This window comes from Streptomyces sp. NPDC002889, assembly GCF_042888425.1.
Classification (GTDB): domain Bacteria; phylum Actinomycetota; class Actinomycetes; order Streptomycetales; family Streptomycetaceae; genus Streptomyces.
In genome coordinates this window covers 132,148-150,559 of record NZ_JBIAPT010000010.1, presented here as the reverse complement: position 1 = coordinate 150,559, position 18,412 = coordinate 132,148, and the positions used below count along the sequence as shown (strand labels likewise).

General features: G+C 71.5%; 16 protein-coding genes. 7 read left to right on the top strand and 9 right to left on the bottom strand.

The annotated features are described in order from the left end of the window. Positions 1-140: 140 nt before the first annotated feature. Positions 141-1,109, top strand: coding sequence for a DMT family transporter (locus tag ACFYWI_RS17125; RefSeq protein ID WP_389232201.1), 969 nt, complete (start codon positions 141-143; stop codon positions 1,107-1,109). On the opposite strand, the gene ACFYWI_RS17120 is transcribed toward ACFYWI_RS17125, so the two are convergent. The 3 genes from ACFYWI_RS17120 to ACFYWI_RS17110 form a co-directional block, all read right to left on the bottom strand. Beyond that, complete coding sequence (locus ACFYWI_RS17120) at positions 990-2,327, bottom strand: transglycosylase family protein (RefSeq protein WP_389232198.1); 1,338 nt, start codon at positions 2,325-2,327, stop codon at positions 990-992. The two genes, ACFYWI_RS17125 and ACFYWI_RS17120, sit on opposite strands and share 120 nt — an antisense overlap. A gap of 178 nt (positions 2,328-2,505) precedes the next feature. Beyond that, positions 2,506-3,729: an ROK family protein gene (locus tag ACFYWI_RS17115; protein ID WP_389232632.1), complete on the bottom strand. Its 1,224-nt coding sequence runs from the start codon at positions 3,727-3,729 to the stop codon at positions 2,506-2,508. Beyond that, the gene (locus ACFYWI_RS17110; protein ID WP_389232195.1) at positions 3,726-4,742 is read right to left on the bottom strand and encodes a GlxA family transcriptional regulator; all 1,017 of its coding nucleotides are present in this window, start codon (positions 4,740-4,742) and stop codon (positions 3,726-3,728) included. The genes ACFYWI_RS17115 and ACFYWI_RS17110 overlap by 4 nt, the downstream gene beginning before the upstream one ends. Positions 4,743-4,816: 74 nt before the next feature. On the opposite strand from ACFYWI_RS17110, the gene ACFYWI_RS17105 reads away from it, so the two are divergent. Beyond that, on the top strand, positions 4,817-5,401 hold the full coding sequence (locus tag ACFYWI_RS17105) for a cysteine hydrolase family protein (protein WP_389232192.1): 585 nt from the start codon (positions 4,817-4,819) through the stop codon (positions 5,399-5,401). Between the two features lie 421 nt (positions 5,402-5,822). Beyond that, positions 5,823-7,265 (top strand): NADP-dependent phosphogluconate dehydrogenase, encoded by a 1,443-nt coding sequence (gndA, locus tag ACFYWI_RS17100; protein WP_389232189.1) that lies wholly within the window; start codon positions 5,823-5,825, stop codon positions 7,263-7,265. Positions 7,266-7,626: 361 nt separating this feature from the next. Here the strand turns inward: gndA and ACFYWI_RS17095 are convergent, their stop codons facing one another. The 3 genes from ACFYWI_RS17095 to ACFYWI_RS17085 form a co-directional block, all read right to left on the bottom strand. Next, complete coding sequence (locus ACFYWI_RS17095) at positions 7,627-8,301, bottom strand: aspartate/glutamate racemase family protein (protein WP_389232186.1); 675 nt, start codon at positions 8,299-8,301, stop codon at positions 7,627-7,629. Positions 8,302-8,378: 77 nt separating this feature from the next. Next, positions 8,379-8,795: an aspartate 1-decarboxylase gene (panD, locus tag ACFYWI_RS17090; RefSeq protein WP_389232183.1), complete on the bottom strand. Its 417-nt coding sequence runs from the start codon at positions 8,793-8,795 to the stop codon at positions 8,379-8,381. A gap of 583 nt (positions 8,796-9,378) precedes the next feature. Continuing rightward, entirely contained in the window at positions 9,379-10,500 is a 1,122-nt protein-coding gene (locus tag ACFYWI_RS17085) for a peptidoglycan-binding protein (RefSeq protein WP_389232180.1), read from the bottom strand. A gap of 598 nt (positions 10,501-11,098) precedes the next feature. On the opposite strand from ACFYWI_RS17085, the gene ACFYWI_RS17080 reads away from it, so the two are divergent. After that, positions 11,099-11,923, top strand: a complete 825-nt coding sequence (locus ACFYWI_RS17080; RefSeq protein WP_389232177.1) for an LLM class F420-dependent oxidoreductase — start codon at positions 11,099-11,101, stop codon at positions 11,921-11,923. Between the two features lie 62 nt (positions 11,924-11,985). Then, positions 11,986-12,414, top strand: a complete 429-nt coding sequence (locus ACFYWI_RS17075; protein WP_389232175.1) for a TIGR03668 family PPOX class F420-dependent oxidoreductase — start codon at positions 11,986-11,988, stop codon at positions 12,412-12,414. A 109-nt stretch (positions 12,415-12,523) separates the two neighbouring features. Here ACFYWI_RS17075 and ACFYWI_RS17070 read toward each other — a convergent pair whose 3' ends face one another. After that, positions 12,524-13,063, bottom strand: a complete 540-nt coding sequence (locus tag ACFYWI_RS17070) for a DoxX family protein (RefSeq protein WP_389232172.1) — start codon at positions 13,061-13,063, stop codon at positions 12,524-12,526. A gap of 185 nt (positions 13,064-13,248) precedes the next feature. Between ACFYWI_RS17070 and ACFYWI_RS17065 the strand changes: the two genes are divergently transcribed. Beyond that, positions 13,249-13,671, top strand: coding sequence for a DUF350 domain-containing protein (locus tag ACFYWI_RS17065; RefSeq protein WP_389232169.1), 423 nt, complete (start codon positions 13,249-13,251; stop codon positions 13,669-13,671). Between the two features lie 113 nt (positions 13,672-13,784). On the opposite strand, the gene ACFYWI_RS17060 is transcribed toward ACFYWI_RS17065, so the two are convergent. Both ACFYWI_RS17060 and ACFYWI_RS17055 read right to left on the bottom strand, forming a co-directional pair. After that, the gene (locus ACFYWI_RS17060; RefSeq protein ID WP_389232166.1) at positions 13,785-15,218 is read right to left on the bottom strand and encodes a DNA-3-methyladenine glycosylase 2 family protein; all 1,434 of its coding nucleotides are present in this window, start codon (positions 15,216-15,218) and stop codon (positions 13,785-13,787) included. Between the two features lie 420 nt (positions 15,219-15,638). Next, on the bottom strand, positions 15,639-16,058 hold the full coding sequence (locus ACFYWI_RS17055) for a DoxX family protein (RefSeq protein ID WP_389232629.1): 420 nt from the start codon (positions 16,056-16,058) through the stop codon (positions 15,639-15,641). Between the two features lie 504 nt (positions 16,059-16,562). Here ACFYWI_RS17055 and ACFYWI_RS17050 point away from each other — a divergent pair. After that, positions 16,563-18,254: a S8 family serine peptidase gene (locus ACFYWI_RS17050; RefSeq protein ID WP_389232626.1), complete on the top strand. Its 1,692-nt coding sequence runs from the start codon at positions 16,563-16,565 to the stop codon at positions 18,252-18,254. Positions 18,255-18,412: the final 158 nt, after the last annotated feature.

Here is an 18,412-nt window from a genome sequence, read left to right as displayed (position 1 = left end):
GGCGCCCGCACCGAACCGGACCGGCCCGCGCCCCCACCGCAAGGGGGACTCGGGTCTCATCCCGTACTACGTCAGCAGTACGGCCAAGTGCCTGCTCAAGAACGACGACGTGAACGCAGAAGGGGGACAGGGTGGTCGTTATGAGTTCCCTAGCGCTCTCCGTGCTCTTGTCACTGGTCTCCGCGGTCGCCTACGCGGCCGGGGCCATCCTTCAGGAGCATGTGGCGACCCACACTCCCTCCCGCCCCTATGCACCACTGCACCAGGGCGAGTGGTGGGTAGCCATCGGGCTCAACGGCGTGGGTGCGGTGCTGCATGTGGTGGCACTCGCGTACGGCCCGCTGAGCGTGGTCCAGCCGCTGGGCGCTCTGACCATCGTCTTCGCACTGCCGATGGCGGCCCTGTTCGTACGACGCAAGGCGGGGGCCACCGCCTGGCGGGGCGCGATCATGGCGACGGTGGGACTCGCCGGACTGCTCGCTCTGACCGGCAACGCCGACTCCGACTCGCTGCCGGGCGTGCAGCGGGCCGTGCTCGCGGCGGGGGCGGTGGGCGCGGTGGCGGTGCTGTTCCTGTTCGCTCAGCGGATGCACCGGCCGATCGCACGCAGTGTGCTGCTGGCCGGCGCGGCGGGTGTGGCGTTCGGTATCGCGTCGGTGTTCACCAAGACCGTCGCCGTGGACTGGAACTGGGGCGCGCCGCTCGCGCAGTGGTCGAGTCTGCTCGCGATCGCGGCGTTCGCGATCGGCGGTCTGCTGCTCTCCCAGGCCTCCTACCGCGGCGCGGGCCTGGCGGCTCCGCTGGCCACGGTCACGGTCGTCAACCCGGTGGTGGCGGCGATCGTGGGCATCACCATGTTCGGCGAGACGTTCCGGTACGGCGCGACGGGCACGGTTCTGGCCCTGGGCTTCGGTGTCGTGGCGGCAGGCGGGCTGATCCTGCTGACGATCGAACGGCTCGGTACGGGCCCCACCCCGCCGCGGATCCGCTCAGATCACGACGCCACCCGACCGCAGATAGGCGAGGGGATCGATGTCGGAGCCGTACCCCGGCCCCGTACGAATCTCGAAGTGGAGATGCGGTCCGGTGCTGTTGCCGGTGGATCCTGAGCGGGCGATCCGCTGACCGCTGGAGACCTGCTGCCCGGAGCGCACGCTGAGTGCCGACAGATGGGCGTACTGGCTGTACCTGCCGTCGGCGTGCTTGATGACGACCTGGTAGCCGTACGCCCCTCCCCAGCCGGCCGACACCACGCGCCCGGCGGCGACGGCCTTGACCGAGGTGCCGGTGGGGACGGGGAAGTCCACGCCCGTGTGGTAGCCGCTCGCCCAGGACGGACCGGCCTTCCGGTAGGCGGTGGAGGGCTTCGCGGCAACGGGGGCGCTGAATCCCACTCGCTGGGCGGGCTTGGCCGTGGCCGGTTTGATCTGCTGCTTCGGTTTGGTGGCCTGCTGCTGTTTCCGTTCGGGGGCCTGCTGCTGGGGCTTCGTCTGCGGCTTCGACCCGGGCTTTACCTCTGCCTTCGATCCGGGTTTTGCCTCCGGTTTCGATCCGGGTTTTGCCTCCGGTTTCGATCCGGGCTTCGCCCCGGCCTTCGGGCCCTGCCCCTGCTGCGGTGTGGACGGCCCGGTCCGCTCCTTGGCCGGGCCTGTGGCCGCCCCCGGCCGGGAATCGGTCTTGGGAGCCGCGACACGCAGAGTCAGCCGCTGGCCCGGGAAGATCAGGTCGGGGTCGTCGCCGACGACCGCCCGGTTCTGCGCGTACAGCCGCTGCCATCCCCCGGTGACCCGCTCATCCCTGGCGATCTTGGACAGTGAGTCACCGCGGGCGACCGTGTATCCCTCACGCTGCGTGGGCACGGTGGTGGGCGACGCGACCTGCTTCGGCTCCGCCTTGCCGGGCGCCGCCTTCGCGGGACGGGCCGCGGGCCGGACAACGGGGGCGTCACCGCCGCGGGTGAGGCCGGCCTTCGTCGAACAGGTGGGCCAGGCGCCCGGTCCCTGTCCTTCGAGGACCTTCTCTGCGACGGCTATCTGCTGGTCCCTGGTGGCCAGATCGGCGCGTGGCGCGTACTGCCGGCCGCCGTAAGCCTCCCAGGTGGCCTGGCTGAACTGGAGGCCGCCGTAGTAGCCGTTGCCCGTGTTGATCTTCCAGTGACTGGTGGACTCGCAGGCCGCGACCTTCTCCCAGACGTCCACGGACGCCGCGTGCGCCGACCCGGCGCCGATCAGGGGCAACGCCATGCCGGCGCCACCCGCCGTGACGGTAAGAGACGCTCGGTTGATACGGCTCGGCTGATATCGGCGGTGCCGACCGGTTGCGGCCATGGCTGAGACTCCCCCACTGACATGTCGGTCACGCGTGCAGGTCATGTCGCAAGCGGTCAACTTAGGGGTGGCTCAAGGACCCTGACAAGGGCTCAGCACGACAGTGGCCGGTACCCGTCCATCACTGTCCCGGCCGTACCGGGAACGAGCATGTGCGGGCGGGAGGCAGGTGGGTTCGTCAGCCGGGGGCGCCGCCGGTTTCGGCCGGGGCGCGCGACCAGCGACGCCTGGCCGCCGGCGGTCCCGACTCGACCGGATCGATGCTGTCGTGCGCCGGCGGGCGGCTGCCGCCGCGGGCCAGGAAGTCGGCCAGCGGCAGGGTGGCGGCTCCCACGCTGACGGCGTCAGGGCCGAGCTGTCCGAGCTCGATGCAGGTGCGGGCGGCGGTGTGGTGCAGTGGGTACTGGCCGGCGTAGCGCCGCACTTCGGGCAGCAGATGGGGGCCGAGCAGCAGCCCGGCCCAGCCGCCGAGCAGGATCCGCTCGGGACCGAAGAGGTTGATCAGGTCGGCGACGGCCGCACCGAGGTACTCGGCGGTGTCGCCGAGGAGGGAGAGCGCGACCGGGTCGGGAGCACCGCCGCCGGGGGCGGGAAAGGCGGCGGCGAGCAGGGCGGCCAGCGCTCCCTCGTCGTCCGCGTCGGCGGGCAACGGCCCGCCCGCCTCATGCCAGCGCTCGCGCAGGGCCTCGCCTCCCGCGTACGCCTCCAGGCAGCCGGCCGAGCCGCAGCGGCATCGCCGCCCCCGGATCCGTACGGTGGTGTGGCCCCATTCCAGGGCGCTGCTGCGGGCGTTCGCGTCGGGGGTCGCGGCGTGTACGAGGCAGGCGCCGACGCCTGAGCCGATCAGGGCGACGACGGCGTCACGGGCGCCGCGCCCGCCGCCGAACCACATCTCGGCCTGGCCGAGTGTCTTGGCTCCGTTGTCGATGAACAGCGGTACGCAGGGCGGTATGTCGACGGCTTCACGCAACAGTTGCTCGAAGGGCACGGCGCTCCAGCCGATGGTCTGGCCGTGCACGACCGCGCCGGTGGGTGTGTCGTGCTCGATGGTTCCGGGCACGCCGATACCGATGCCGAGCAGGGCAGCAGGGTCGGCCCCGGAGTCACGCAGCACGTCGGCGACCGAGCTGCGGACATGGGCTACGACGCGCTCGACGTCGTAGCCGTGTTGAGCGAGCGGCCGTTCGGCGCGGGCGAGCTCGGTGAGGGAGAGGTCGAAGAGTTCGACGCGTACACGGGTCTCGCCGATGTCGATGCCGATGAGAAGCCCGCTGCCTGGGGCCACGCACAGCAGAGTGCGCGGCCGACCGCCGTCGGAGTCGACCACGCCGGCCTCTTCGAGCATGCGGATGCTTGAAACTCCAGGGGCTGGAGCCCATCGGCGGACAGCCCCGCAGCTCAGGCGCGGGCCGGCGCCGTGAGTTCGGTGCCCGGTCCGCGCGACGCATGGGCGGCGAAGGAGGCGCGGTAGGCGCGTGGGCTGGTGGCGAGGCGCGACGCGAAGTGCTGGCGCATCGTGATCTCGCTGCCGAAGCCCGTACGACGGGCGATCTCGGGCATCGACAGGTCGGTGTGTTCGAGGAGCTTCTGGGCGGCGGCGATGCGCTGGTCCAGGAGCCAGCGCAGCGGCGTGGTGCCGGTGGCCGCGGCGAAGTGTCGGGCGAAAGAGCGTACCGACATGCCCGCGTGGGCGGCGAGGTCGGCAACGGCCAGCGGTTCGTGCAGGTGTTGGAGGGCGTATGCGCGTACGGATGCGAGCGCGTCGGCATCGCGGTCCGTGCGCGGGGTGGGGTGCTCGATGAACTGGGCCTGGGTTCCGGTGCGGAAAGGGGCCGTGACCATGGAGCGGGCGATCGTCGCGGCCGCCTCGGCGCCGTGGGCCGTGCGGACCAGGTGCAGGCACAGGTCGATGCCGGCGGCCGTACCGGCGGCGGTCCAGATGTTGCCGTCCTCGATGAACAGGGCATCGGGTTCGACGGTGACGCGGGGGTGCTCGGCGCGCAGCAGATCGACGAGGTTCCAGTGTGTGATCACGCGGCGGCCGTCGAGGAGGCCGGCCTGGGCGAGCGTGAAGGCGCCGCCGCACAGGGCGGCGATGGTGGTGCCGCGTGCGTGTGCCCGGCGCAGCGCTTCGAGCACCGGCTGCGGTGCGGGGGTGAGGTGGTCGTCCAGGCCGGGGACCAGGATCAGGTCGGCTCGGGCCAGCCAGGCGAGTGTGCGGTCGGGGCAAAGGCTCATACCCCCGCGCATGGGAACGGGCTCGGCGTCGGCGGCGACCCGGCGCAGGTCGAAGACGGGGACGCCGCGGCCGGTGCGGTCCGTGCCCCAGACCTCGGTGATGACGGAGACGTCGAAGGCTCGGATGCCCGGGAAGCTGACAAGGGCGACACGGTACGGGTCGGGGTCGGTGGCCACCGTGGCAGTAAACCATCGATCGCTGACTTTCACCCATCTGGGGCCGGGTCGGCCCGTGCGGCAGCATCGTCGGCATGGAGATCGCAAAGAGCGCAGCACTGGTCGTGGTGGACGTACAGAAAGGCTTCGACGAGCTGGACCACTGGGGTCGGCGGAACAATCCGGACGCTGACGAGAACATCGCCTCGCTCATCGACGCATGGCAGGCCACGGGGCGGCCGGTCGTCTTCGTCCGCCATGACTCGTCGAAGCCGAACTCGCCCCTTCGCCCGGGGCAGGAGGGGAACGGTCTCAAGGAGTACGTCGAGCAGCGGCGAGGCAAGGGGGCCGCGGCAGAGCTGTTCGTGACGAAGACCGTGAATTCGGCCTTCTACGGGACGCCGGACCTGGACGCGTGGTTCAGGGCCGAGGGCATCTCGCAGTTCGTCGTGGCCGGGATCCAGACCAACATGTGTGCGGAGACCACGGCACGGATGGGTGGAAACCTCGGGTACGAGGTCCTGTTCGCGCTGGACGCGACGTACACATTCGACACCGAGGGGCCGTTCGGCTGGCGGCGGTCCGCGGACGAACTGGCGCAGGCGTCGGCCGTGTCACTGCACGGCGGAGGTTTCGCGACGGTGATGACGACCAAGGACATCGTGGCAGCGGCAGACTGAAAGCCGCCGCCCCCACACACGGACGCCTCGGCGAAGACCGGGACCGCACCTGCCCCGCCGGACCAAATCCGGCGGGGCAGGTGCGCTCGGGCGTGGGCAGGCGCCGAGGGCTCGCTCGCGGGTCTGCGTGACCACGGACGCGGCCACCCGGCATGCGAAGATCAGCATGTGCTCGGCCCGGCCGGGGGAGAGCGCGCTCCCGCGAACGGGGCCGGCGGACGTCCGATCCGTGAGAGGGAGGCTGCCCGCCCTCGCGCCCAGGTGTCCGGTGCGTGCACGATACCTGCGGCGATGCGGAATGCGGATCATTCCACGGGCCTTGATGATCGATGAATGGCCGGCTCCGCCCGTACGTATGCGTGGGGGCTGGACCCGGTTTTGCGGGACAAAGATTTTCCGACGGACTTCCAGGAGCGTAGGCATGAGTGGAACTGCCCAGATCGGCGTCACGGGGCTCGCGGTGATGGGCCGCAATCTGGCCCGTAACTTTGCCCGCAACGGCTTCAGGGTGGCCGTGCACAACCGCACGCCCGCCAAGACGCGCGCCCTGGTCGAGGAGTTCGGCAACGAGGGCACGTTCGTGCCCGCCGAGTCGCCGGAGGAGTTCGTCGCGGCGCTGGAGCGGCCGCGGCGCCTGATGATCATGGTCAAGGCGGGCGAGGCCACGGACGCGGTGATCGAGGAGTTCGCTCCGCTTCTGGAGGAGGGCGACGTCATCATCGACGGCGGCAACGCCCACTTCGCCGACACCCGGCGTCGTGAGAAGCAGCTGCGCGAGCGCGGCATCCATTTCGTCGGTGTGGGCGTCTCCGGCGGCGAGGAGGGTGCGCTGCACGGTCCGAGCATCATGCCCGGCGGCTCGGCCGAGTCGTACGCCTCCCTCGGCCCGATGCTGGAGAAGATCGCGGCGAAGGCCCCTGACGGCACCCCCTGTGTCACCCATGTCGGCCCGGACGGCGCCGGCCACTTCGTGAAGATGGTGCACAACGGCATCGAGTACGCCGATATGCAGCTGATCGCCGAGGCGTACCACCTGCTGCGCGCCGTCGCCGGCTACTCCCCCGCGCAGATCGCCGACACCTTCCGCACCTGGAACACGGGGCGGCTCGACTCGTATCTGATCGAGATCACCGCCGAGGTGCTCGCGCACACGGACGCGGCGACCGGGAAGCCGTTCGTCGACGTCGTCGTCGACCAGGCGGAGCAGAAGGGCACAGGCCGCTGGACCGTGCAGATCGCTCTCGATCTGGGCGTGCCCGTCTCGGGCATCGCGGAGGCGGTGTTCGCCCGCTCCCTGTCGGGCCACGCGGACCTGCGTGACGCCTCGCGCGGCCTGTCCGGCCCGAAGCCCGAGCCGCTGTCGGCCGATGAGGCGGCGCACTTCGCCGAGCGGGTCGAGCAGGCGTTGTACGCCTCCAAGATCGTGTCGTACACGCAGGGCTTCCACCAGATCCAGGCAGGCAGCGACGCGTACGAGTGGAACGTGGACCCGGGCGCGGTGGCAGCCATCTGGCGGGCCGGCTGCATCATCAGGGCGGCGTTCCTGGACCGGATCCGCGGTGCGTACGACGCACAGCCCGATCTGCCGATTCTGCTGGCCGACAAGCAGTTCGCCGAGGAGATCGGGGCGGCGCAGGACGACTGGCGCGACGTGGTCGCGACGGCCGCCCGGCAGGGCGTGCCGACGCCTGGCTTCTCCGCGGCTCTCGCGTACTACGACGCGCTGCGCGCCGAGCGGCTGCCCGCGGCGCTCACCCAGGCGCAGCGCGACTTCTTCGGCGCGCACACCTACCGGCGCACCGACCGGGAGGGGTCCTTCCACACCCTCTGGGGCGGTGACCGCTCGGAGGTGCCCGCCGGCTGATCAGCCGCCCGGACCGGGGCTCCGCGCGGCTGCGGGCCGGCGCCACCCGCCGGCCGCCGGGCCCTGATCGGCCTCTCGGTCGGCACGCGGGTCGGCGGGCGGGCAGCAGGTCAGCTCACCGGGCCGGGCCGGGCTGCGGTTCCGGGTCCGGGCGATCGGGGCCCGGCGGGTTCGGGATCGGATCGGGCGAGGGCCCCGGCGGCGGGCCGGGGGTCGGCGGCGGGCCGGGCACCGGGCCCGGTCCAGGGCCGGGCGAAGGGTGTGTCGGGTCGGGGAACGGATGGGTCATGCCGGACCTCCAGAAGGTTCGAATCCGTGCGATCCCACTGTCGCGCCGTCCGGGTGCCCACGCTCGCCGGATTCACTCGCCGGAACACTCGTCGACGGCGCCCGGGGGCTGGTTCCGGTCCGGTGACCGGGCGGCGTCGGCTGCCGCCCGCAGCCCTGGTCCGGGACTGGAGAGCACCGGCACGGTCGTGGTCGTGCGGTCGGCGGCGTCCGCCATGGACACCTGGGCCAGAACGATGACGTCCGCTGCCCGTACCGCGTTGGCGGCGGCGGCGATCGCGTCGAGAAAGCCGTCCCGGTCACCGGCCTCGAAACGCTCCCAGGCGCCTTCGACGACGATCGTACGCAGCTCGTGATCGCGCCCCGCGGCCTCCTCGCGGATCAGATCGGCCGTCGGCTCCAGTGTGCTGTTCAAGGCCGCGACCACCACGATCCGCCGGTGCCCGGCCGCCGCTGCCGCCATGGGGCGATCGACGCGCAGCACCGGTATCCCGAGCCCGGCCGCGCAGGCCTCGGCGACGGCGCCGATCGTGGAGCAGGTGCACAGCACGGCGCTCGCGCCGTCGTCGACGGCCTCGGCCAGTACGGCCGCGACGGCGGGGGCGAGTGCCTGCGGCCCTTCTGCCCTCGCGCGGGCCAGCAGATCCTCATGGACGAAGTGCCGCAGCACCAGCGACGGACGCTGCGCATCGCGCAGGGCGTCGAAGACGGGGACATGGACCGGTGAGGTGTGCAGCAGCGCCAGCATGGCCGCGATGCTAGGCCCTGTCCGGGCCCTCCGCCTGCGGCCGGACCGCCTGTACGGCCCGGCGCGCTGTCGACGGATCAGACCACGGCGTGCGGGCTGCGGGCCGTGTCGCTGCAGGGCACCGGGGCGGATGCGTCCGATCCGAGCTCGACGATCCGGTTCTGTGCGTCGACATGGACGACACTGGGCACGAGCGCACGGGCCTCGGCGTCCTCGACCTGGGCGTAGCTGATGAGTATCACCAGGTCGCCGGGGTGCACCAGATGGGCGGCCGCGCCGTTGATGCCGATCACGCCGGAACCCCGCTCGCCCTCGATGACGTAGGTCTCCAGGCGGGCGCCGTTGGTGATGTCCACGATGTGTACGAGCTCGCCGGGCAGCAGATCGGCGGCGTCCATCAGATCGCGGTCCACGGTGACAGAACCGACGTAGTTCAGGTCGGCCTGGGTGACAGTGGCCCGGTGGATCTTGGACTTGAACATGGTGCGAAGCATCGAGGTACTCCTGAATCTAGGCTCCCTGCCTGCGTTCTTGCAGGTCAAGGGCGGTTTCCCTACCTTACAACGAGTCGCACGCCCAGTCAGCGTTGCCCAGGTTTTGTGAGGACTCGCACTGACCAATCGCCCTCTTCCGACGCACCCGCCGAGCAAGGCCGGGGGCGAGCCTCAACCGCTGGGATTCCCTCACGACGTGTGCCGCTGTCAGGGGGAGCGGTTGCAGCAGGCCAGGTGTCCCGGCGCCACCGCCTCCGGCCTGGCGGCGGCGTACGGATCCAGGAGGGAGCCAGGGATTTCCCGGTCGACCGGTCCGGCACACAGCTGTCGGCCGGCATCCGTGCCGCGTCAGCACGATCAGGGGACCCCGGTGGGCAGCCCGCTCGACGAGCGGGCTGCTCCTTCCGGTGGGTGGGCACCGGCGCCGACGACGCGGTCCAGCGGGTCGGACCGGGGCCGAGCACGTTCTGCGGTTGGGTGTCCGGCATCGTGGGGCAACGCAGGGCGGCGGCGATGGCGGGCGCCTGCCGTCCCATGAGCGCTGCCTTCCACGGGGAGGCGGACAGCGTAGGACTCCCGCCGGCTACCGGGTGCGCGATGTCAGGCCGCGTCGGGTGCTGTCGCCGTAGACACCGGTCTCGTCGCCGCGGACGCCGTACCACTCCTGGAACCTGGCCACAGCTGCCTGCACCTCGATGTCGTAGTGCCCGTCGGTCTCGCCGTCGTCGTAGATGTTGGGAACCTGGAGCAGACGCTTCTGCAGATCGGACACCTCCTGGCCGTTGTCCCCCTGCCTCAGCGCGCCCTCATCCGGCTGCGAGGCGCCGGGGGTCGACACGGCCCCATCGCCGGGCAGCGGCCGCTCAGGCTGCGCGGAAGGCGCGGACGGGGCCGGCGCCATGGGACTGTTCGTCAGCATCGAAGAGGCGACGATGAGACCGCTCGCCGCGCCCACCCCGAACGCCCCGGCTACCCGCCCCGGCTTGACGACGAGGCGCGGCAGCACACGGCCCCTGATCCTCACCCGCCAGCGGGCGGGGGGCGGTTGTGGCGACATCTGCGGGGTCTCGTCCGGCCACTGGCCGGTGTGCGGCCCAGCGATGTCCGAGGAGGCCGCGTCCCGGCGCCGGTGGGCGGCGCCCCACCAGGGCTCCTCCGGGTTCGGGGCGTGCCCGCGGGGCGTGCCGTCCTCCAGGAAGCCGGGGAGCGGGGCGGTGGCGGACGGCGGGGTGTCCGCCGGGACCGCGCTCCCCGCCCACAGTGGCTCGCCCACCACAGCGGGCTGAGTACCCCTCAGGTGCGCGCCGCGCGCCCACAGCGGCTCCACCACCACGGACGGCGGGGCGGCGAACGCCTCTCCCTGCGCTGTCTCCGGACGGAAGAGATCCAGGTCCTCGAAGCCGACCTCCGGTTCCTGCGACGGGGAGGGCGGGAACGCCGGCGAGGGTGGGAACGGGGGCCGGGACGCGGGTGGGCCGCCGAGGCCGGTGCCCCGGCCAGGGCCGCGCGAGCGTCCGGACGGTGGCGGGCTCCCGGCCCGGACCCTCTCCTCGTCGGCCCCGTACAGACGGGGTTCGGTCTCGTGGAGCTCGGCGCGTGCGGCGTCCAGGGCGGCCAGCACCCGCTGGAAGGAGTCCGTGATCGAGTACCTGGCGTCGGGTCCTGAGCCGGAAACTCGCTCAGATTCGGTGTCGTCGACCTTCACCGGCAGTCCTCCTCAACCGACATCCACGGATGTCCGGTCGCGGACAGCTGGAGGATGTCTTGTCGTGAACAGATAAGCACCAGAATGATGAGGTATGTGATCTCCGGAGCAGCGGATCCGTGGCGGCCGAGGCCGCCCGGGTTGGTCTGGTTATGAAGCGATACGCAGCGCCCGAGAGCTTGTCTCATTGGGGCTCTGCTGATGTGGCGCACATCTCGGCACCTTCGTCATGGAGTTGGCGGCGCGCGACGTCACGACGCCCAGGGCCCGCGCACTCCGCACGGCGCCGTACGGAGTGCGCGGGCGGCATCCGGCCGCCGTTCTCACCCGCCTGGCTGCCGGCACGCACGACAGGGGCCCCGCTCGGTACTTCACCGCTCCAGGGCGTCGGTGACGGACACCGCGCCGCGGTTCCGGGTCGGCGGGCCGCCGATGCGTGTCCCGCCAGCATCCAGGTGCGTTCTTGCGGCCGCGGGCCCGCAACCGTGCTCCGCGATGGTTCTCACGGGTGGTCATGGGAGCGGGACGGCCCGGAGAGGGTAGTCAGCAGATCTGAGCCGCCCGTTCTTTCCCGTACTCGACCCTCGACGGAGCCGTCGTGAAATTCGGAGTCTCGACCTTCATCACCGACCAGGGCATCGGCCCGACCTCGCTCGGAACCGCGCTCGAGGAGCGCGCGTTCGACTCGTTGTTCATCGCGGAGCACAGCCATGTCCCGGCGAACCGCGAGACGCCCTACCCCGGCGGTGGTGAGCTGCCGGACATCTACTACCGCACCCTTGACCCCTTCGTCGCTCTGACCGCGGCCGGTGTGGTGACCGAGCGGCTGCTGCTGGGCACCGGCATCGCGCTGGTCCCGCAGCGCGACCCGATCATCACGGCGAAGGAGGTGGCCTCGCTCGACCTGGTCTCGGGCGGTCGCGTGATCTTCGGCGTGGGGGTCGGCTGGAACCGTGAGGAGATGAGGAACCACGGAACCGACCCCTCTACCCGCGGCCGGCTCACCGATGAGCGGCTGCGCGCCATGCGCGAACTGTGGACCGCGGAGAAGGCCGAGTTCCACGGCGAGTTCGTGAACTTCGACCCGGTCTTCGCCTGGCCCAAGCCCGTGCAGCGTCCCCATCCGCCGATCTATGTCGGCGGCGGAGAGGGCGCGTTCCGGCGGGTGGCGCAGCTCGGGGACGCGTGGCTGGCCATCAGCCTGCCGCCGCAGGAGCTCGGTCCACGGATCGAGCGGCTGCGCGCCCTTGCCGGCCGAGAGGTGCCGGTGACGGTGTACGCGGCTCCCGACGATCCCGAGCAGATCGAGGGCTACATCCCTCTGGGGGTCGAGCGGCTGCTGTTCTACGTGCCGACGATGCCCGAGCGGGAGACGCTCGAGTACCTGGACCGGCTGGCCGAAGTCGCGGCCCGGTACCGCTGAGGCACCGGCAGCCGGTGCGGGACCGATCGGAGAATCCGTGACCGACCGCGGAAAGGGGTGCGATGCCCGCTCTGACGAGCGCTGAGGCACGGGAGCGGTTCGCCGCGGCGCGCATCGCCCACCTCGCGACGGCCGACACGGCGGGCCGCCCGCACCTCGTGCCTGTGGTTTTCGCCCTGGACGGCGACACGGTGATGCTGGCCGTCGACCACAAACCGAAGCGGACGACACGGCTGAAACGCCTGGTCAACATCGCGGCCAATCCGGCGGTCTGCCTGCTCACCGACCACTACGAGGAGGACTGGGACCACCTGTGGTGGGCCCGGGCCGACGGCGAGGCCCGCGTGCTCCCGTCGCGGGGCAGCTCCCCGGAGGCCGCCCGCTGCGTCGGCCTGCTCACGGCGAAGTACCAGCAGTACGCCGACCGGCCGCCCGGCGGGCCGGTGGTCGAGGTATCGGTCCTGCGCTGGAGCGGGTGGCGCGCGTCCTGAGCCGCGTGCGGGCCGCGACGCTCCGACATGGTCCGCCGGCCGCCGGAGAGCTCGAAGGCCAGGGGCCCGCCGCCGTCAGGGGTACGCGGCCGACGGTCGCAGCAGCGGCCTACTGCGGCGACTCGTCCGCCGACTCCACCGTCTCCGCCTGCGCCGACGCCCGCTTCTTGAGCACGGCGGCCGCGGCGAGAGCGCTGCCGGCACAGGCCGTCGCGAGGACCCACGGCTGGTCCAGGCGGTGGGCGGTCACATGGTCGAGCGAGTAACGCCCGGGCCCCGTGAGCGCGACGGCCGCCGCGGTGAAGCCCAGGAAGGCCGGGTACTCGAAGCCGCCCGCCTGGTTGAAGAACCCCGCGGGGGCATGCACGGCGACCGCCGCGGCCATGGCGCCTGCTGCCGCGGCTCCGGCGGCAGGGGTCGCGAGGCCCAGCGCGAGCAGCGTCCCGCCGCCCGCCTCGCCGAGCCCGGCGGCGACCGCGCTGTGCTTGCCCGGCCTGAATCCCATGGCCTCCATGCCTTTCGCGGTGCCCTCAAGGCCGCCGCCCCCGAACCAGCCGAAGAGCTTCTGGGTGCCGTGCGCAACCAGAACGGCACCGGTGCCGACCCGCAGTGCGAGCAGTCCGAGGTCACGTCGGCCGATATGTCCCATTGCTTCTCCCGGTGCTCTGGCGGTGGGCGTCGAGATCCACTGTCGACCGGGAAGAGCCCGGGGCCCCTGCGGTGCTGGGCCGTACGGGTGGGGCCCGGGGGGCTGACAGCTTGGCCGGATGCATGCGGTAGATTTTGCGCGCCCTTGACAAGCAAGATCTTTTCGATACGGAGACCGGCCCCTCAATGAGCGACATAGTCAACGGACTTGGCCGCGCCGGCACGTACGGCGCCCTCGGTGTGGTCCTCCTCATCCTCGGCATCGTGCTCGTCGACCTGCTGACGCCCGGAAAGCTCGGCCGGCAGATCTGGGAGGAGCGCAATCGCAACGCGGCGCTGCTGTTGAGCTCGGCACTGCTCGGTATCGGTGGCATCGTGTTCACGTCCATCTGGACGACGTACGACAACTTCGCCAAGGGCCTTGTCTCCACCGCCGCGTTCGGGCTCCTGGGCCTGGTGATGATGGCGGTGGCCTTCCTGATCGTGGACCTGGTCACGCCGGGCAGGCTGGGAGCCACGCTGGTCGAGCCGGAACCGCACCCGGCCGTGTGGGTGACGGCGTCCTGCAACCTCGCGGTGTCCGCGATCATCTCGGCGTCGATCGCCTGACACCACTGCGGCCGGGGGCCGCCACCGAACCGGACAGGTGCAGCGCGCCCCGGCCCCTACGCAGCCGTGCAGCCTGTGGGACCGTGCCGGTCGCGTACGGACCGGGCCGCCGCCTACGACCGGTCCGTCTGTCCGACCGATCGCGTCTGGCACAGGTGCTGCGTCGCGTACGAGCGCCACGGCCGCCAGCGCTCGGTGTCGGCGGCCGCGGGTACCGCCGGGTCGTCCGGGAGCAGGACGTCGGGGTCACCCAGGGCGCGCATACGGATCAGGGCGGCCGTCCGGGCGTCGATGCCCGGGAGCGTCAGCAACTGGCGTTCGGTCCCGCCCCGGTCGGCGCCCGCGTCGAGTGTGAGGGTGCCGTCGGCCAGCGCCTCGGTCAGGGCGCGCAGCCGTGTGGGCGCCTGCTCGCCTGCCAGGTCCCGTGCGTGCGGGAAAAGGTGGGTGAGGCCGCCGCTCGGGACGCAGAGCTCCTGCCCGTGCTCCTCCACCACCCGCGCCGCGTCCCGGCCCAGCACGGCCCGTACCGCGAACTCGTGCGGATCGACCGTGCCCGGTGTACGCAGGCCCGGGCGGGCGGCGACCAGGGGCGCGAGCACCGGGTCCGCGCCCAGTCGTTCGGCGACGGCACACGGGTCGGCGTCCAGGTCGAACAGCCGGCGCATCCGCTGCGTCGCCGTGGTCAGGTCGCGCAGATCCGCCAGGTGCAGCCGGCACTCGAGCCAGCCTCCCGCGCCGGTGCGTTCCTCGACCTCGGCGACGCCCGCTCCGCCCGGCAGGCGCAGGGTGCGCCGGTAGGTGCGGGAGCCGTGTGCGCCGACGAGTTCCTCGATACCGGGGACCGCCTCGCGGGCCAGGTGGTCGAAGACCGCGCCTGCGTCGTACGGGCCCCGGTACGCGAGCCGCAGGGGGACGCCCGCCGCGCCGTTGTCGGGTGAGACCGGCCCGAAGCGGGAGGTGCGTCCCGGGCGGGAAGCACGGAGTTCGCCGGGGGTCGCGGCGTAGATCTCCCGGATCGTGTCGTTGAACTGCCGTACGCTCGCGAACCCCGCCGCGAAGGCGATCTCCGCGGCCTGCAGCGTGGTGGTCTGCAGCAGTACGCGGGCGGTGTGGCCACGCTGGGCACGGGCGAGTGCGATGGGTCCGGCGCCGAGTTCGGCGTTCAGCTGGCGCTGCACCTGGCGGGCGCTGTAGCCGAGACGGGTGGCGAGGCCCCCGACGCCTTCCCGGTCGACGACACCGTCGCCGATCAGCCGCATGGCGCGGCCGACGACATCGGCGCGGGCGTTCCACTCGGCGGAGCCGGGAACGGCGTCCGGGCGGCAGCGGCGGCAGGCCCGGAATCCGGCGCTCTGGGCTGCCGCGGCGGTCCGGTAGAAGGTGACGTTCCGCCGTTTGGGCGTGATCGCCGGGCAGCTCGGCCGGCAGTAGATGCCAGTGGTGGAGACGGCGAAGAAGAACACGCCGTCGAACCTGGCGTCCCTGCTGCTCACCGCCTCGTACCTGCTGTCCTCCCTGGTCCTCTCCCCGCTGTCCTCGATCGCCATACGGCCAGTATGCGAGCCGCCCCGGACCGGGGCTGGCGGAATTCGGACATCGCGGTTCTCTCGTACGGGCAGGCGGGGCCGCGATCCTGGTCGGTGCCGGCCTTGATGTGCCGACCGTCGTCGTGTCCACGCGGCACGCCCGGGAAACGGCCGCGGGGCCGGCGAGGGGGCATCAGTACGGGGAGGCCCGCTTCCTCTCGTACGCACCGGGGATCCGATCCCCCTCGACGTCGAGGCACGCAGACCCCATCAAGGCGTGTGCGCCCAGGAGTTGGAGCGGCGCTGGGCCGACTCGCCCCAACCGCCAACCCGTTACGGCCGCGGTTACGGCGCCCCTTCCCGGCGAACAGGTCGCCGGTGCGGACACCCGCCGTGACGTCGCCTTCGCCCGGCGCCTGCGCGGTACGCGCACCGAGCCGGTCAGCGGATGTCGAACAGCGGCCCCGTGATGGTCAGTCCGAGGTCGTCACCGGCGTACGAGAAGAACGCCAGCAGCATCAGCGCCGCACCGCCCAGCGCGATGTCCTTCAAGAACATCGTCTGCTCGATCTGGCGCATCTGCGCGTCGCTCTCCTTCCAGAAGGCGTGCATCAGGACCGCGGTCGGGAAGCAGAAAACGGCCAGCAGCAGTGCGCCCAGGTCTGCCCACACGCCGAGGACGAGGCTGAGCCCGCCCGCCAGAAGCAGGAGCCCGCTGAAGAGGACCGCGGGCACAGCGGCAGGCAGCCCCCGGGAGGCTGCGTATCCGGCCATCGCCTTGGTCTGGACGAGGTGGGCGACGCCTGAGGAGAGGAAGAGCAGCGCGAAGAGAATGCGTCCGATCAGCACCAGGACATCCATCGCGACCTCCGGGATCGGGAGCGGCTCAATCACCTACATTCTCCCCCTTTCCCTTTCATCCTTGATTCCCGGAAGCGCCCGCCCCTCGTGCCGCGCGGGGGTGACAAGGGTTTTCCCCGTATCGAGTTCATCTCGCCGTTCCCTACTGTCTGCGACACCGGCAGACCCCGTATTCCAAGCCCTGAATGTCAGGTGCATGTAATGCGGGGCTCCGCCGGTGACGGCCCTTGACCAGGGGCTGTCGCGCGGCGGCGGCGCGCGGGCGACCCCGGCCCAGGGGAATCGCGGTCGCACCCCCCACACCGCAGCGCGGTTCATCCCGCGCCGCCCGCCCGCGCTCCGCACCGTCATTCGAAAGGGAACACCTTGAACGGTTCCAGGCGGAGACTCATAGCCGTCGCGGCCGCGAGCGCCACGATCGTCGGCGCCGCTGCCACCTCCTCCGTGGCGCTTGCCGCCGCCCCGGCGGACCCCTCCCCGAAGCCCGCCCCTGCTTCGCAGTCCATGACCACGCTGCCCACCGCGCCGGTCGAGAAGGTCATCGTCACCTACAAGTCGAAGGCTGCCGAGGCCAGTTCGAACACAGCCGCGAAGTCCGACGCAGCCGCCAAGGGCTCCGAGACCGGCGAGAGCCTTTCCTTCGAGCGCCGGCTCGCCGGGGGCGCCGCCCTGGTCGACCTGGGCGGCGAGGCATCGAAGAAGGACGTCACCGAGGTCATGGACGCCTTCCGCGCCGACCCGTCGGTCGCGTCCGTGGAGCCCGACATCCGCGCCTACGCGATGGCGGTGACCCCGAACGACACCGAGTACACCAAGCAGTGGGACCTGTTCGAGGCCACCGGCGGGATGAACGTCCCCGGCGCCTGGGACAAGACGACCGGCAGCGGCGTCACGGTCGCCGTCATCGACACGGGCTACGCCGCCCACACGGACCTGGCCGCCAATGTGGTGTCCGGCTACGACTTCATCTCCACCTCCGCCGACGCCCGTGACGGCAACGGCCGCGACAGCAACGCCAAGGACGAGGGCGACTGGAACGCCACCGACGGCGAGTGCGGCACCGGCTCCAAGGCAAGCAACTCCTCCTGGCACGGCACGCATGTGGCGGGCACCATCGCGGCAACGACCGGCAACGGCAAGGGCGTCGCGGGCATCGCGTACAACGCGAAGATCCAGCCTGTGCGGGTACTCGGCAAGTGCGGCGGCTCCTCCGCGGACATCGCCGACGCCATCACCTGGGCGTCCGGTGGCACCGTCCCGGGCATCCCGGCGAACGCGACTCCGGCGAAGGTCATCAACCTGAGCCTGGGCGGCGCCAGCGCCACCTGCCCGAGCGTCTACCAGAACGCCATCAACGGCGCCGTCTCCCGCGGCACCACCGTCGTGGTCGCAGCCGGCAACAGCAACGCCAACGCCTCCGGCTTCACCCCCGCCAACTGCGCGAACATCATCAACGTGGCGTCCACCAGCCGCGAGGGCAACCGCTCGTTCTACTCGAACTTCGGCAGCATCGTCGATGTCGCCGCGCCCGGCGGCGAAACCCGCCGCGCCACCGACACGCCCGGCACCGTCACCACCCCGGAGAACGGCATCCTCTCCACGCTGAACTCGGGAACCACCACCCAGTCGGCGGAGAACTACAAGCCCTACCAGGGCACTTCGATGGCAGCCCCGCACATCGCCGGCCTCGCCGCGCTGCTGGAGTCGGCCAAGCCGGCCCTGACCCCGGCCGACATCGAGTCCGCGATCAAGGCCAACGCCCGCCCGCTGCCCGGCACCTGCACCGGCGGCTGCGGCGCCGGCATCGCCGATTCCACGAAGACCGTGAACGCCGTCACCGACACCACCCCGGGTGCGACGTTCAGCAACACGACGGATGTCACGATCGGCGACAACTCCACCGTTTCGTCCTCGATCCCTGTCACCGGCCGCACCGGAAACGCCCCCGCGGCCCTCAAGGTCGCCGTGGACATCAAGCACACCTGGCGCGGCGACCTGGTCGTCGACCTGGTCGCCCCGGACGGCACCGTGCGCAACCTGAAGGCATCCTCGGGCTCGGACAGCGCCGACAACGTCCTCGCGACGTACACGGTCGACGCGTCCAGCGAGGTCGCCAACGGGACATGGAAGCTGCAGGTCCGCGATGTGGCCTCGGGTGACACCGGATACATCGACTCCTGGAGTCTCACCTTCTGAGCCACCGGCTCTACGGCATCATCGCTGGTCAGGGGCGTGTTCACGGCATTTGCCGGGGGCGCGCCCCGTCGGCGTCGCGGCACTGACTGTCCGAATGCCGGACGCAACCCCTGGACTACGGCGACAGCATTCGTATTCTCTGCTCGAACGGGCAGGGG